Raw genomic sequence first — 15,230 nt, forward strand, 5'->3', positions numbered from 1 at the left:
ACAAAAATCGGACACATGCCTGATTAAGGCATTAGGAAACGTCTCGATTGGATGCGGCGATTCGATTCGTTAAACCGGTGTGAGCCAGTGCGGCGCTTATATGCAGGAACACGCGGTACATGGCCCCGACGCTTTGAGCATAGTGCCCGTCGGCTTGCATGGCATTACTCGTCCGAAGCCTGTATGCTAAATCCGCTTAATTTAGCGCGCGCATAAAAAACCCGGCTGCAGCAGTGTGCTCGCCGGGTTATTTCAAGCATCGTGATTACTACTTTGACGCGAGTACCAGCTTAGCCGTCGTCAAAAATGTTCGAGCGCCAGTTTCATTCTCTGCACGCCGGTTTCGATATCCGCCACACCGGGCGCGGCAAATGACAAGCGCAGCGCCGACGAATCGATATTGTCTTTATAGAACGCGACGCCCGGCACAAACATCACATTGCGCTCGATACAGGCGTGCAGATAATCGGATGCATTCTGACCGGCCTTCAATCGCGCCCACACGAACATGCCGCCCGCCGGACGATGAAACGCAATGTGTTCCGCCAATTGCGCGTCGAGCGCGTCGCATAGCGTGCGGCATTTCACGGCGTAGGCGTCGACGATGCGTGGCAAATGACGCTCCAGCGCTCCGCTCGCGAGGTACTCCGCGGCGATCGCCTGGGTCCACGGCGAACTGCACAGGTCGACGGTCTGTTTGGCGACCACACAGCGTCGCAGGATTTCCGCGTGCGCGAGCATCCAGCCGACACGCAAACCTGGCGCGACGATCTTCGACAGACTGGAGAAATGCACGACCCAGTCGCGTGAACCCGGCACCTGCTCGCTTAGCGCGAGGAGCGACGGCAACGCTGTGCCGCTGAAGCGCAGATCGCCGTAGGGATCGTCTTCGACGATCAGAAAGCGGTGACGCGCCGCCAGTTTCAGCAACGCCGTACGGCGTTCGAGCGACAAGGTCGCACCGGTCGGATTGGCGAACGTGGGCACCGTGTACAACAGTTTCGGTGCGCGGCGCAGTGTGCCAGCTTCGAGCAGCGCGGCGAGCGCGTCGACGTCGAGGCCGTCCTGATCGACGGGAATGGTGACGACGTCAGCCTCTTGCAGCTTGAGCGCCTGCAAGGTTGCGGGATAAGCGGGCTGCTCGACCAACACGACGTCGCCGGGCGCGACCATCACGCGCAGCAGCAGATCGAAGCCTTGCTGCGAGCCGGTCGTCACCAGCAATTCCTGCGGCGTGCAAGACACGCCGCGGCGCGCCATCAGGTGCGCGAGTTGTTCCTTGAGGACGAGGAGGCCGTCGGTGGGACCATATTGCAGGCAGAGCGTGGTGTGTTGCGACGCCCGCGACGCGGCGGCGTCGAGCCCTTCACGATCGAACAGATCGCTCGCTGGATAGCCGCCGGCAAACGAGATCATGCCGGGTTGCGCCAGATATTTGAAAAGCTCGCGGATCGGTGAACCGGTCGGCGCTTCGAATACGGGATTGAACGTGAACATGGTGACGGGCCGCTTGTCTCGAGAGGGAAGATCGGCGTCGATTGTGGTCGTCGTCAGGATGGGCGGCAAACGATATCTACGCACTACGTATTGCGTTTTCCGCATCACCCCGGCGCGCGCGGCTACACCACGTTCTTCTCCACGATGGGCCGGTTTTCGAGCACGCGCGTGAAGCTCAACGAGCTCAGATCGAGGGTCGTGTAACGGCCATGCAGGATCAGTTCGCTGATGCCGCGCCCCGTTGCCGGACCTTGCTGCAAACCGTGTCCGCTAAAACCGTTGGCGAAAATGCAGTTATCGACATCCGGGTGATAGCCGATGATCGCGTTCTGGTCGAGCACGTTGTATTCGTAATAGCCGGACCAGCAGTTCTGAACACGCAGCGCTTCGAATTGCGGCACACGATGCGCGAGCGTCGGCCAGATCACGTCGTCGAAGAGTGCGTGATCGACTTCGTCGAGCGGCAGATCGTCGGGGTCGTTATCCGCTGACGGCGATGTACCGCAGATAAACGATTTCCCCTCGGGACGGAAATACACGCCGCTCGGATCGATCAGCAGCGGACACCGTTCGAGCTGCCCCGGCGAGGTGACATTGAAAATACTACGGCGCCGCGCATACACCGGGATGTCGATGCCGACCATCTGCGCGACTTTGCGCGACCAGGCGCCGGCGGCATTGACCACCACGTCGCAAGCGTAAGTCTCGCCGTTCGCGGTCTGCACTTGCGTGACGTGTTTGCCGTCGCGATGGATGGCGGTGACGTCGGCGGCGACGTAGCGCGCGCCGAGCGACTGCGCCTTCTTGCGTAACGCCTGCACCAGCCCGTAACCGTCGAACCAACCCTCGCCGCTCTCACCGTACGCACCAGCCACGAGGTCTTCCGTGTTGAGCCAGGGAAAGCGCGCCTGCAACGCGTGGTTGTCGAGCAGGCTGATGTCGGCGCCGAGACTCGTTTGCAGCGCGTGGTTCTCGCGCAGCGTCGTCTCGCCGGCGGGCGTCGCCAGAAACAGATAGCCGCCTTCGTGCAGATCGATCGACGGCCTGGCACCGTCGACCTCGAGCCGTTCACCGATCGAGCGCAGAAACTCGATGCCGAACAACGACATCTGAATGGAAAGCGGTGTGGAGAATTGCTGACGGATCGACGCCGCCGACAACGCCGACGACGAGCGCGCATAAGTCGGATCGCGTTCGATCACCGTGACGCTGACTGTCGGATCGGACAGCCGCAAGAAATACGCAATCGAGCTGCCGATCACCCCACCGCCGACGATCACGACTTTGGAACTCACGTCTCACTCCACGAGTAGCCTGGCCGCTCGCAAACGCCGGCGGCGCAAACGGATTGCTGAAGAAGGTTTTGCAAAGCGGCAGCGGCGCAGGAATGCGCCGCTGCTTTTTGACCGGTCAAGCGAACGGTATCAGCCGATATTGAAGTCGATACCCTGCGCGAGCGGCAACGCCGACGAGTAATTCACCGTGTTGGTGGCGCGGCGCATATAGGCTTTCCACGCATCCGAACCCGACTCGCGGCCGCCGCCGGTTTCCTTCTCGCCGCCGAACGCGCCGCCGATTTCCGCGCCGCTCGGTCCGATGTTGACGTTCGCGATGCCGCAGTCGCTGCCCGAGTCGGACAGGAAGCGTTCCGCTTCGCGCAGATCGGTCGTGAACACACAGGACGACAGACCGTGCACCGCCGCGTTATTTGCCTCGACCGCATCGGCGAAATCGGCGTAGCGCAATACATAGAGAATCGGCGCGAAGGTTTCCTTCAACACCACCGACGTTTGCGACGGCATTTCGACAATCGCCGGACGCACGTAGTAGCCGTTTTCATAGCCCTTCACGTCGACGCGCTCGCCGCCGAACACCTTGCCGCCTTCGGCCGTGGCCTGTTGCAGCGCTTCCTGCATGCGGCCATACGATTGCTTGTCGATCAGCGGTCCCATCAGCGTGCCCTTTTCGAGCGGATTGCCGATCGGCACCTTGCTGTACAACTGCTTCAGACGCTCAATGGTTTTGTCGTACACGCTTTCATGCACGAACAACCGGCGCAGCGACGTGCAACGCTGGCCCGCCGTGCCCACCGCCGAAAACAGAATGCCGCGCATCGCGAGTTCGTGATCCGCGGTTTGCGTGACGATGCCGGCGTTGTTGCCGCCGAGTTCGAGCAGCGAGCGGCCGAAGCGCTTCGCCACTTCCACGCCGACGGTGCGGCCCATTTCCGTGCTGCCCGTCGCGCTGACGATCGACGCGCGCGGATCCGCCACCAGCTTCGCGCCTACATCGCGGCCGCCGTTGATCAAGGCGGTGAGACCGGCCGGCGCGTCGCCGAATTCTTGCAGTGCCTCGTTGAGAATCTGATTGACGGCGAGCGCGGTGAGGGGCGTCTTTTCCGACGGCTTCCAGATCACCGCGTTGCCGCAGACCAGCGCGAGCGCCGCATTCCACGACCACACCGCGGCCGGAAAATTGAACGCCGAGATCACGACGCAGGTGCCCATGGGATGCCACGTCTCCGCCATGCGATGGCCCGGACGCTCCGAGGCGATCGTCAAACCGTACAACTGGCGCGACAGACCGACCGCGAAATCGCAAATGTCGATCATTTCCTGCACTTCGCCCATGCCTTCCTGAAGAATCTTGCCGGTCTCGAGCGTGATGATGCTGCCGAGCGCCTGCTTCTTCTCGCGCAGACGGTTGCCGAGCAGACGCACCAGTTCGCCGCGCCGCGGCGCCGGAACGTTGCGCCAGGCGATGTACGCCTCTTTTGCCTGGGCGAGGGCCGTGTCGACTTCCGCCACCGTGTTGCTGGCCACGCGGCCGATGAGGTCGCCGGTGATGGGCGAGTGAACCGCGATGTCGCCGGCTTGCGCCGCGTGGGCGATGCCGAGGTCGGCGAGGATGGTGGAAGCGTCCATGAGAATCCCTTTAATTTCCGATGCGAAACAAGAGTAAGTTCGGAAACTATACACGCGGGTTTTTGTGGCGGCAAGGGTATTTGCCCGGAGCCGGCTGGTGGAAAGCTCGGAAAGGCTTGCTCTGCACGGACTGGCTAGCACGTCGAGCGCAACGCACCGCGCTCTGCCAGCGCCGGCACGAACCCCGCGCCAGCACGCCAGCGCTGCCCCATTAGTTTCTTATTGGAAATACGTGAACCCTGACTTCGGCGCGTGCGCACGGGCCGCGCTGGCGGCGCCTTGCCGCAACCGGGCCGACAACGCGCACGAGTGAACGCGAACGGGCGTCGGCCTCAAACGCCCGCCATCAGCCTGTCGACCAGCACACGCGCGAACGGCGGCAGGTCCTTGAGGCTGCGCACGCAAATCTTGAGCTTGCGCTCCGCCCAAGGGTCGTTCAGTCCGACCGTGGCGATCTGCATCGTCTTCTTGTGCCGCAGCGCGACCGATTCCGGCACGATGCCGATGCCCACGCCCGCTTCGATCATCCGGCAAGCGGCTTCGAAATTGCCGACCTGAATGCGCAGTTTCAGACGCGCGCCGAGCGCATCGGCGGCACTGGTGATGAACGCGTGGATCGCGCTGGACGTCGGCAAGCTCACGAAATTGGCCGTAAGCACTTGCGCGAAATCGACCGACGCCAGACGAGCCAACGGATGGTCGCGTGACGTGACCAGCACGAGCCGGTCGTCGCGATACGGCAGCATTTCCAGATGCTCCGCATGCACATTGCCCGCGACGATGCCGATATCCGTCGCGCTATCGGCCACGCCCTTGACGATTTCGCCGCTCAGCACTTCGCGCAGATCGATGTTGACGTCCGGATGATCGCGCAAGAAATGACTCAGCACGGCCGGCATGAACTCGCTGATCGCGGTGGTGTTGGCCCAGATGCGCACGTGTCCCTTGATGCCTTCACCGTACTCCTGCATGTCGCCGGCCAGATGCTCGACCCGTTCGAGCACGAGCCGCGCGTGATGCACGAAGGCTTCGCCGGCGGGCGTCAGCGTCACGCCCTGGCTGGTGCGATAGAGCAGCTTGAAACCCAGTTGTTCCTCGAGATTCTTGACCCGGTTGCTTGCCGCCGGCGCCGACAGATGCGAGCGCTCCGCCGCGCGCGCGAGGTTCTGCGTGTCGGCGATATTGAGGAGCAAGCGCAAATCCACGAAATCGAAATGCATGATGAAGGCCTGGGTTGAAGCGCCGCTGGGCGCTCGCAAGACAAAGGCCAATCTTAACCGGGCGTGAAGGAAGCGCTAGACCGTTTCGGCAGAGCCGCCGGTCTCGCCCGTCACCGCATGCATTAGACGCCGCGATACAGGTAAGCGTTGAACCGCTTATCGCGCGCACTCCGACCATCATGCTCCGATCGGCGCGCGCGACCTCGTTGATTCCCTGCAATGCGACTCTCGTGCCCCCGCGCATTGTGTTGAACAGATTCCGGCCGGCGCATGCTGACTCCTCGAAAGCCACACGTACGCGCCGCTGCGCATAACCAGGCACAGCACTTGCTTTAACCTGTGGCTCGACAGGAGAAGAACGCATGGCAATTTAGCCCATGTCCCTGTCACGGCTGGCGCCACGAATACCCGAGGCCCAGTGCAACCGAATATTTCAGGCATAAGCAATATGAGTCGCGTATTACTGGTCGACGACCAACCCGAGGCATTGTCCGCGCTGCGCGCCGTGCTGGTCGGCCGTGGTTACACGGTCGCCACGGCGGCGGACGGCGTCGAAGCTTTTGAACGACTGCAACGCACGCGCGTGAGCGCCGTGGTGTGTGACTGGCGCATGCCCAACATGGATGGCGCCGAGCTGATCGAATCGATGCAGGCACGCAGTGAACTGGCGTCCGTACCCGTCATTCTGACGAGCGGCAGCGGCGAAGCGCCTGCCTTACCCGTCAAAGGCTTTCTCAGGAAACCATTCGCGCTGGACAAGCTGCTCTCGTTGCTGGCCGAATGCGAAAGCGACGCGGCGGCACCAGCCGTCTGCTGAACACTTTGCAGACGCCGGCAAGCGTCGTCGATGTGCTCGCCAGCCAGAATCGCGCACAAAAGCGGGGCACGCGCTGGGTTCGCGAGCGCAGTCGTGCGGCATCGAGGTGCGGTTCCTTTGGCGTGCGATCGCGTCTGAAAGAGCGAATCGACGGACCGCGCTCACGCGCTCAACTGCCTATACCGACTTCTCGAACAATTCTCCGGCCGGCGTCAGCTCGGCATCGGGCGAGATGTCCTCGAGTGTCTGCTGACTCGTTTCGATCCGCAGCGCGAGGATCGCCACGCTCAGCAACAGCAGAACCCCGCCGACCATAGTGAGCACGCCGGTCACGCCGAAGTGCGTGTACAACAACAGCGCAACATAAGGCGTGGACATGGAGGCGGCGCGTCCGCATGTGCCCGCGACACCCGTCCCACGCAGCCGATGCGCGGTCGGAAACAACTCCGGGATATAGCCGAACAGTCCCAGCGTGCAGACCGTATAGATCGCCGTCACCAGCGCAAATCCAACTACGGAAATCGCCGCCGGCGTCCGCATCTGCACGTACACGAGCCCGAGCGCGATCGTTACGAGCGAGAACAGCACGATGCCGTTACGCCGGCCGATCCGGTCCGTGACCAGATATCCGACCACCGCGCCGGCCGGCGCGCCGAACGACATCAACAGCACGAATCCCAGCGACTGCACGATCGTCAGCCCTTCCTTGACGAAGAACGTCGGCAACCACGCGACAAACCCATACAGCGACATGTTGATCGCCATGCAGGTCAGCGCCGCCACCAGCGTGCGGCCGATCATGCCGCGCGCGAACAGCGCCGAGAACGGCGCGGCCGGCACCTCGTGACTCATCACGCGCGCCACCGGCGGCAACTTGCCGACACGCGCTTCGACTTGCCGCTCGATCGCCGATACCGTCGCCTCGGCCTCGTCGAGCCGTCCGACCGTCTCCAGCCAGCGCGGCGATTCCGGCATCCGATGCCGCAGAAACCACACGACGAGCGCACCGATCCCGGCAATCGCAAACATGTAGCGCCAGCCCAGGTGCGGAATCACCCAGTAGCCGATCGCCGTCGCGCCGAGCAGGCCGGAATTGATGATCAACGCAAGCAGCGAAGTCCAGCGTCCGCGCGTGGCCGGCGGCACGAATTCGCACAACGTCCCGGCCGCCACCACCAATTCCGCGCCGAGCCCCACGCCCATGATGAAACGCAGCAGAATCAGCCAGTAGATATTCGGCGCAAAACACGCGGCGATCGACGCGAGGCCGAAGATCGCCAGGTTCGCCTGATACGAATAACGCCGGCCGAACCGGTCGCCGAGATAACCGGACAGACCTGCGCCGATCATCATGCCCATGAAGGTCGCGGAGATGAAAAACGAGCCGAGCCTTAAATCGGTGAAGCCGCTTTTGACCATCGCGGCTAACGCGCCATTGGCCAGATAGATATCGAATGCGTCGAGGAAAGCGCCCGCGCCGATCAGGCCGAGAATGTTCCAGTGGAAACGGGTGATGGGCAGGCGGTCGAGCCGCGCGCCGGAATTAACGGTTGCCAAATTGTGTCTCCTGTCGATTGGAGTTGGCGCTTTAGCGCTTACTCCAGTCCCATGCAAGATGGTTGTTCGTGGTCCGCGCGCGGCTGGACCGCGCACGCAAAACAGTTATGCATGGCTGTCTTTTTATGGCGACGGCTCTGTGCATGATCTTGAGTAACGCGGCGCGAATGCGCCTCTCCGCGTGACGTCAAGATTGCGTCACGCCGTGTTTTCAGGGAATTGGCATTATTGGAAGCCGATGTTTCGTCGCGGTTAATGGCCAGCTCGCGGTCACGCGTCGGCGATGCGTTCGCCGCAGCCTACGCGTCCGCCACGATCCTTCGCGCCTTCAGAATCACCGGCATATCGACCATCTTGCCGTCCACCGCCACCGCCGCGCCGTGGCTCGTTTCCACCGCGGCCAGCACACGTTTCGCCCACGCCTTGTCCGCTTCGCTCCACGCATACGCGCGATGCACCGCATCGATCTGCCGCGGATGAATGCACAGCTTGCCGCCGAAGCCGAAGCGCCGGCCACGGCGAGCGTCGGCTTCGATGGCGTCGGTGTCGGTGATGGTGGTCGACACGCCGTCAACCGGCGCGCCGATCCCGGCAAGCCGCGAGGCCAGCACGATCTGCGAGCGGAACAGATGCAGTTCCTCGCCGTCGCCGTCGATACCGAGATCGATCTGAAAATCCAGCGTGCCGAACACGATGCGCTGCACGCGCGGCGCGGCGCACAACACCGCGAGGTTGGCAAACCCACGCGCGGTTTCGACGATCGGCAACACGCTCAACGTGGAATGCGCCGTCGCCAGCACGGCCTCGATCTGCTCGCGCGTCTCCGCTTTGGGCAACACGATCCCGGCGACACCCGGTTGCCCGGCCAGCGCGGCGACATCCTCGTTGAACCATGACGTGTCCGAGCCGTTGATGCGTACCCATGCAGGCCGCGATGCATCGCTCGATACAGCGGCCAGCACTGCCACGCGCGCCGCCGGTTTTTCATCGGGCTGCACGGCATCCTCGAGATCGCGAATCACCGCGTCCGCGCCGGCCGCGTGTGCTTTTTCGAAGCGTTCAGGGCGGTTGCCTGGCACGAACAGATAGGAACGCGGCAGCGCCGCGCTCATGCGGCCACCGTTGCGTTGGACTCTGCTTCGAATACCGAACCGACCTGCGTTAGCCCCGCGACTTGCCACGCGTTGCCGAGCAATCGCGCGGCCTCGCCTTCGGTGGCCGCGCCCGAAAACGCCGCCAGCCGATGCAGCTTGGTGGCGATCTCATCGCGCGACAGCGTATTGCCTGGGTCGCCTTTCGGTTCGTCGACGCGGCCTTTGAATGTGCGGCCGTCGGTGGTCGTGACCGTCACCTTGCCGATCCAGCGCGCGGGATAGGCGGCATCGACTTCGGCGTCGAAGGCCATTTCGACGTTGTCGCGGAAGGCGGCGATCGCGTCCGCGTCGAAACCCTGCTCGAATTCGGTCACGCCCGCATAACCGTGATGCGCGACGAGCCCCAGCACCGTGCCCATATTGAACTTCGCCTGGTGCACGGTGCGCGGCGTGACGACCGCGCCGAGCACGTCGATCGCGCCTTGATGGACGTGCGCGACGACCTTCGCGATATCGCGCGGGGCGAGACGGTGTTCCTGCACGACGGCGAGCAACGCGTCGGCGGCGGGATGCGTGTGACGGCATGCCGCGTGATACTTGAACGACGTCTCCGCCGTCGCCCACCGGCTGCCCAGGCGGTCGACGAGGCGCGCCGGATCCGCGTCGCTCGACATGCCCGCTGCCATGCCTTGCGCGCCTTCGAGAATGTGCGTCGCGCCCTTGAAGCCGTCGCCCGCGAGTTGCGCGGCCATCAGTCCATTGGCGGCGGCCATTGCCGTGTGCAGTTGCTTCGAGTCGGCGGCGTCGCGCAGAAACTCCCACAGGCCGCTCGCCTGCGTGCCCGCCGAACCGAACGCGTCGAGCATCTGCGCCGGCGACAGTCCAAGCAGCCGTCCCGCCGTCGCGGCCGCTGCCACCGTGCCCGCCGTGCCCGTTGTGTGAAACACCTTGTAGTGCGAGCGCCCAAGAAACTCGCCGATGCGGATGCCGACTTCATAGCCCGCGACCGCCGCCGCGATCAGGTCGCGGCCCGACTTGCGATGCGCTTGCGCCAACGCCAGCGCCACCGGAAACACGACTGTCGCGGGATGAAACACCGAGCCGTTGTGCACATCGTCCTGTTCGGCGAAGTGCGACGCCGCGCCGTTGATCATCGCCGCGAAATACGGCGTGGTGCGGCTGCGGTCGATCAACACTTCGCACGGGCCGTCGTTCGACGCGCCGCCGGCCTGGCGGGCGAAGCGCGCAATCGTGTCGACCGGCCGCGCGCCCTTGCCGGCCAACGCCGAGCCGAGCCAGTCGACGTAGAGGTTGACGGTGCGCTCCACCACCGCGTGCGGAATGCTGTCGAAGTCGAGTTGAGCGGCGAAGGTGGCAAGCGTCAGACTGGGATGGTCGTTCATGATGAGGTCGCGTCGTATTCGTTCAGGTCGCCGGCGTGGCGTCGTTCACGCGCCGGCACAGGAAACATTCAGATCGTGCCGGCGGCTCGCAGCGCGTCGATCCGCACGCTGTCGTAACCGAGTTCGCGCAGGATCGCGTCGGTATGCTCGCCAAGCGCGGGAACCGGGTCCATGCGCGGCTCGAAGTCCGTCGGCAAACCCGGCGGCAACAAGGCCGGCACCACGCCTGCGGCCGTGCCGACCTCTTGCCAGCGCTCGCGCGCCTTCAACTGAGGATGTGCCCATACGTCGCCGAGCGTGTTCATCTGTGCGTTGGCGATGCCGGCGTCATCGAGCCGTTCGATGACCTGCGCCGCGCTCAGCTTCGCAAAGGCCGCGACGATCACCTCGCGCAAGGCGTCACGCGCAGACGTGCGTTTCGAGTTCGAGTTGAAGCGCTCGTCCGTCGCGAGTTCCGGCTGCACAAGCACACGCTCGCAGAAGAGCTTCCATTCGCGTTCGTTTTGCAGACCGAGCATCACCGTCTTGTCGTCGCCGGCGGGGAACGGTCCGTACGGATAGATCGTCGCGTGTGCGGCACCGGAGAGCGCGGGTGGTGGTTGACCGTCGATTGCGTAATAGAGCGGATACCCCATCCACTCGACCATGCTCTCCAGCATCGACACGTCGATGCGGCAACCACGCCCCGTGCGGCCGCGCAAGAGCAGTGCGCTCAGAATGTTCGAATACGCGTACATGCCCGCCGCAATATCCGCGATCGAACATCCGGCTTTTGCCGGCTCGCCCCGCGAACCCGTGATCGACAGAAAACCGGATTCGCTCTGGATCAGCAGGTCGTAGGCTTTCTTGTCGCGGTACGGGCCGTCGGAACCATAGCCGGAAATATCGCAGACGATCAGCTTCGGATACTTGTTGCTCAGCGTGTCGTAACCCAGACCGAGACGGTCCGCCGCGCCGGGCGCGAGGTTCTGCACCAGTACGTCCGCGTCGGCGACCAAGGCGTCGAGAATCTCCGCCGCCGCGGGCTGCTTCAGATCGAGCGCAAGACTTTCCTTCGAGCGATTGGTCCAGACGAAATGCGACGATAGTCCATGCACACGCTCGTCATAGCCGCGCGCAAAGTCGCCGACGCCGGGTCGCTCGATCTTGATCACCCGCGCGCCGAGATCCGCGAGTTGGCGCGTACAGAACGGCGCGGCGATCGCGTGTTCGAGTGTGACGACTTTGATACCGTCGAGTGGCCTCATGTTGTTTGCGCCCGAAAGTCAGAATGAACGCGGCAGCCCGAGGATATGCTCGGCCACGTACGAAAGAATCAGATTGGTGGAAATCGGCGCGACCTGGTAAAGACGCGTTTCGCGGAATTTGCGTTCGACGTCGTACTCACAGGCAAAGCCGAAGCCGCCGTGAAATTGCAGACACGCGTTGGCCGCTTCCCACGATGCATCGGCGGCGAGCAGCTTCGCCATGTTCGCCTGGGCGCCGCACGGTTGATGCGCATCGAAACGGCGCGCCGCCTCGAAGCGCATCAGGCTGGCCGCCTCGACGTTGATGAACGAGCGCGCGATCGGAAACTGCACGCCCTGGTTCTGGCCGATCGGACGACCGAACACGATGCGCTCTTTCGCGTACGCGGTGACCTTATCGACGAACCAGTAACCGTCGCCGATACATTCGGCGGCGATCAGCGTGCGCTCCGCATTCAGACCGTCGAGGATGTACTTGAAGCCCTGCCCTTCCTCGCCGATCAGATTCTCGGCGGGGATTTCGAGGTTATCGAAGAACAGTTCATTGGTTTCGTGATTGACCATGTTCAGAATCGGCTGCACGGTCATGCCGTGACCGATCGCTTCGCGCAGATCGACGATAAAGATCGACATGCCTTCCGATTTCTTCTTCACATCCGACAGCGGCGTGGTGCGCGCGAGCAGAATCATCAGATCCGAATGCTGCACGCGCGAGATCCACACCTTCTGGCCGTTGATCACATAACGGTCGCCGCGTCGCTCGGCAGTGGTCTTGATCTTCGTGGTGTCCGTTCCCGTGGACGGCTCGGTCACGCCCATGGATTGCAGACGCAAGTCGCCGCACGCGATCTTCGGCAAGTACTTTTGCTTCTGCTCTTCGGAACCGTGGCGCAGCAGCGTGCCCATGTTGTACATCTGGCCGTGACACGCGCCCGAGTTACCGCCGGCGCGGTTGATTTCCTCCATGATGACCGACGCTTCCGTCAGCCCCAGCCCCGAACCGCCGAAGTCCTGCGGAATCAGCGCGGCAAGCCAGCCGGCTTTGGTGAGCGCGTCGACAAATTCTTCCGGGTAGCCGCGGGCTTCGTCGATCTTGCGGAAGTACTCGCCGGAAAATTGCTGGCACAGATCGCGCACGGCTTCGCGAATGTCCTGGAAGGAATCCTGCTGCGTGGTTTGCATAAATCGAATCTCTTGTAGGTCAGGCGAAGCTCAGGCAATGGCCGCCGTGGCGCGCATGGTCAGATAGCCTTCGTGGTCTTTGGCCCATAGCTCGATGAGCTTGCCGTCGGCGGAAGGCTTGCCGCACACCGTGAACGCCTGGCCTGCGAACGTCGGACGCACCGCCTTGAAGGCGAAACTTTGCAGCGTGGCGTTTGGTTGTTCACGGCGCACCAGATCGACCAGCAGGGTCGCAATCAACGGGCCATGAACGATCAGGCCTGGATAGCCCTCGACTTCCGTGACGTACGGGTAGTCGTAGTGGATACGATGGCCGTTGAAGGTCAGCGCCGAGTAGCGGAACAGCATGACGGCGTCGGCGTCGATCGCGCGGCGCCACGTCTCGCCTTCCGGCGCAAGCTGCGGCTGCGGCGGCCGCGCGCCCTCCTGCGGCGCGTCGCGATAGACGATGTCGTGCTCTTCTTCGAGCTTCAGTTCGCCACCGGCTTCGATGGTGTGCTGCACCGTGACGAACACGAGACGGCCGGATCGTCCGGTCTTGTCTTCGATATTGGCGATCGTCGAAGTGCGCGTGGCGTGCTCGCCCACCTTGAGCGGCGCGTGGAAGGTCAGCCGGCCGCCGGCCCACATGCGGCGCGGCAGCGGCACGGGCGGCAGGAAACCGCCGCGCTTCGGATGGCCGTCCGGGCCGACTTCGGACATCGGCGCAATCGGCAGGAAATACAGCCAGTGCCACAGCGGCGGCACGCTGTCACCGCTTTCTTCGCGATCGAGCGTGGCGGCCATCGCCTTCAGTGGAAAGGCGGTGATGTCGTCTTTGAGCACCTCCTGCTTGTCGAGCCAGTCGTCGAGTTTCTGCGGGGAAGCAGACATGGGCACAGTCTCCGGATACACGCATTCGGGTTAATAGGGTCCTACTATGAACGACGCAGCACGTCCCGCGAAGTTCGCATTTCCGAAGCGGGCGTTTGGATTTGCTTAAGGCTCGCTGGGCCGCCGTGTGGCGGGCGCTGCCGTTGGGTCGTTCTGAACATAATGCGCTCGTTGCCAAGGCGCCGGCCGTGAGCAGCATGGAATTGAACAGCAAGAGTCGGAGTGCGCGGCATGGCGCGCGTGCTTACACTCAATCATCGTTCTGGTGATCGCTTGATGGAGAGGGCTTATGGATACGGTTGCGAAGGGTACACAGTCGCACTCGCTGGAATTGGAGCTGGACTTGAAGCCCGATGCGGGACGGAAGCCGGAGGTGAAAGGCGCTGAGGCAGAAGCGCGCGGTTCGCTTGCGCAGCGTGTCGGCGCGATCGACTGGTTCGATGTCGAAGAAGGCTTGAACGCGTATGGCTGCGCGATGCTGCGCAATCTGTTCAGCTCAGAGGAGTGCGACGCGCTGACCGCGCTCTATCCGCGCGATGCGTTGTTTCGTAGCCGCGTCGTGATGGCGCGGCACGGTTTCGGCCGCGGTGAATACAAGTACTTTGCGTATCCGCTGCCACCTTTGATCGGCGATTTGCGCACCGCGCTTTATCCGCGTCTCGCGCCGGTGGCGAATCGCTGGAATGAGGTGATGGGTATCGACGTCCGCTATCCGGCCGCGCATGCGGAATTTATCGAGCGTTGTCATGCGGCCGGTCAGACGCGCCCCACACCGCTGATGCTTCAATACGCCACCGACGACTACAACTGTCTCCATCAGGATCTCTACGGCGAACACGTGTTCCCGCTGCAGGTCGCGATTCTGTTGTCCGAGCCCGGCGCGGACTTCACCGGCGGTGAATTCGTGATGACGGAGCAGCGTCCGCGCATGCAATCGCGGACGGAAGTAGTGCCGCTCGGCAAGGGTGACGCGGTGGTGTTCGCGGTTCATCATCGGCCGGTTCAGGGGACGCGCGGTCCCTACCGCGTGAATCTGCGGCATGGCGTGAGCCGCTTGCGCTCCGGACAGCGGCATACGCTCGGGGTGATTTTCCACGATGCGGCCTGACGCGGCCTCGACTTGGCTTCGCTCGGTTTGATGCGCGCCTCGTGCTGCTGCGCTGCGGCAAAAAATTAGACAATCGCAATTTTGACCCGGTATCATCCGGGAAAACCCGAACCCGCTTGATGCGCTGCGCCACCCTTTGCAGTGCATTTGGCTTGTCTGTTCGAGTGTTATCGCCCGTCGTCGGACGGGGGCTTTCAGCCGGTGATCCCGGCGTGGCGGCCCAGTTCGACGATACGAAGGTGGCGGGCCCGCGCGCCCGCCCTGTCGCAATCGGCCAAAAGCCGGTGGCGGCCATTTAGCCTGGATAT

General features: G+C 63.2%; 12 protein-coding genes. 2 read left to right on the forward strand and 10 right to left on the reverse strand.

Annotated features, from left to right (window positions below; translation table 11 throughout):
* Positions 1 to 300: 300 nt before the first annotated feature.
* The 4 genes from PQR42_RS38870 to PQR42_RS38885 form a co-directional block, all read right to left on the reverse strand.
* Positions 301 to 1,497, reverse strand: coding sequence for an aminotransferase-like domain-containing protein (locus PQR42_RS38870; RefSeq protein WP_408390880.1), 1,197 nt, complete (start codon positions 1,495 to 1,497; stop codon positions 301 to 303).
* 122 nt (positions 1,498 to 1,619) lie between these two features.
* Positions 1,620 to 2,792: an NAD(P)/FAD-dependent oxidoreductase gene (locus PQR42_RS38875; protein WP_408390878.1), complete on the reverse strand. Its 1,173-nt coding sequence runs from the start codon at positions 2,790 to 2,792 to the stop codon at positions 1,620 to 1,622.
* A 129-nt stretch (positions 2,793 to 2,921) separates the two neighbouring features.
* Positions 2,922 to 4,421 (reverse strand): L-piperidine-6-carboxylate dehydrogenase, encoded by a 1,500-nt coding sequence (gene amaB, locus PQR42_RS38880; protein ID WP_408205141.1) that lies wholly within the window; start codon positions 4,419 to 4,421, stop codon positions 2,922 to 2,924.
* 332 nt (positions 4,422 to 4,753) lie between these two features.
* Entirely contained in the window at positions 4,754 to 5,641 is an 888-nt protein-coding gene (locus PQR42_RS38885) for a LysR family transcriptional regulator (protein ID WP_132383953.1), read from the reverse strand.
* A gap of 448 nt (positions 5,642 to 6,089) precedes the next feature.
* Here PQR42_RS38885 and PQR42_RS38890 point away from each other — a divergent pair, with 448 nt between their 5' ends.
* On the forward strand, positions 6,090 to 6,458 hold the full coding sequence (locus PQR42_RS38890) for a response regulator (protein ID WP_408390874.1): 369 nt from the start codon (positions 6,090 to 6,092) through the stop codon (positions 6,456 to 6,458).
* Between the two features lie 177 nt (positions 6,459 to 6,635).
* Here PQR42_RS38890 and PQR42_RS38895 read toward each other — a convergent pair whose 3' ends face one another.
* From PQR42_RS38895 to PQR42_RS38920, 6 genes are all read right to left on the reverse strand, one after another.
* Positions 6,636 to 8,015, reverse strand: coding sequence for an MFS transporter (locus PQR42_RS38895; RefSeq protein ID WP_408390872.1), 1,380 nt, complete (start codon positions 8,013 to 8,015; stop codon positions 6,636 to 6,638).
* A 299-nt stretch (positions 8,016 to 8,314) separates the two neighbouring features.
* Positions 8,315 to 9,127, reverse strand: a complete 813-nt coding sequence (locus PQR42_RS38900) for an HpcH/HpaI aldolase/citrate lyase family protein (protein WP_408495201.1) — start codon at positions 9,125 to 9,127, stop codon at positions 8,315 to 8,317.
* Positions 9,124 to 10,512: an MmgE/PrpD family protein gene (locus PQR42_RS38905; protein WP_408390868.1), complete on the reverse strand. Its 1,389-nt coding sequence runs from the start codon at positions 10,510 to 10,512 to the stop codon at positions 9,124 to 9,126. Before PQR42_RS38905 ends, PQR42_RS38900 begins: the two co-directional genes overlap by 4 nt.
* A 68-nt stretch (positions 10,513 to 10,580) precedes the next feature.
* The gene (locus PQR42_RS38910; protein ID WP_408390866.1) at positions 10,581 to 11,759 is read right to left on the reverse strand and encodes a CaiB/BaiF CoA transferase family protein; all 1,179 of its coding nucleotides are present in this window, start codon (positions 11,757 to 11,759) and stop codon (positions 10,581 to 10,583) included.
* An 18-nt stretch (positions 11,760 to 11,777) separates the two neighbouring features.
* Entirely contained in the window at positions 11,778 to 12,941 is a 1,164-nt protein-coding gene (locus tag PQR42_RS38915) for an acyl-CoA dehydrogenase family protein (RefSeq protein WP_408205147.1), read from the reverse strand.
* A 30-nt stretch (positions 12,942 to 12,971) separates the two neighbouring features.
* Positions 12,972 to 13,814, reverse strand: a complete 843-nt coding sequence (locus PQR42_RS38920; RefSeq protein ID WP_408390864.1) for an HTD2 family dehydratase — start codon at positions 13,812 to 13,814, stop codon at positions 12,972 to 12,974.
* 289 nt (positions 13,815 to 14,103) lie between these two features.
* Here PQR42_RS38920 and PQR42_RS38925 point away from each other — a divergent pair, with 289 nt between their 5' ends.
* Positions 14,104 to 14,922 carry a 2OG-Fe(II) oxygenase gene (locus PQR42_RS38925; RefSeq protein WP_408205149.1) on the forward strand — a complete coding sequence of 273 codons (819 nt, stop codon included), beginning with the start codon at positions 14,104 to 14,106 and terminating at the stop codon, positions 14,920 to 14,922.
* The last annotated feature ends 308 nt before the right edge of the window (positions 14,923 to 15,230 follow it).

Origin of the sequence: Paraburkholderia sediminicola, assembly GCF_046027355.1 — a bacterium.
In the GTDB taxonomy this organism is placed as follows: domain Bacteria; phylum Pseudomonadota; class Gammaproteobacteria; order Burkholderiales; family Burkholderiaceae; genus Paraburkholderia; species Paraburkholderia sediminicola_B.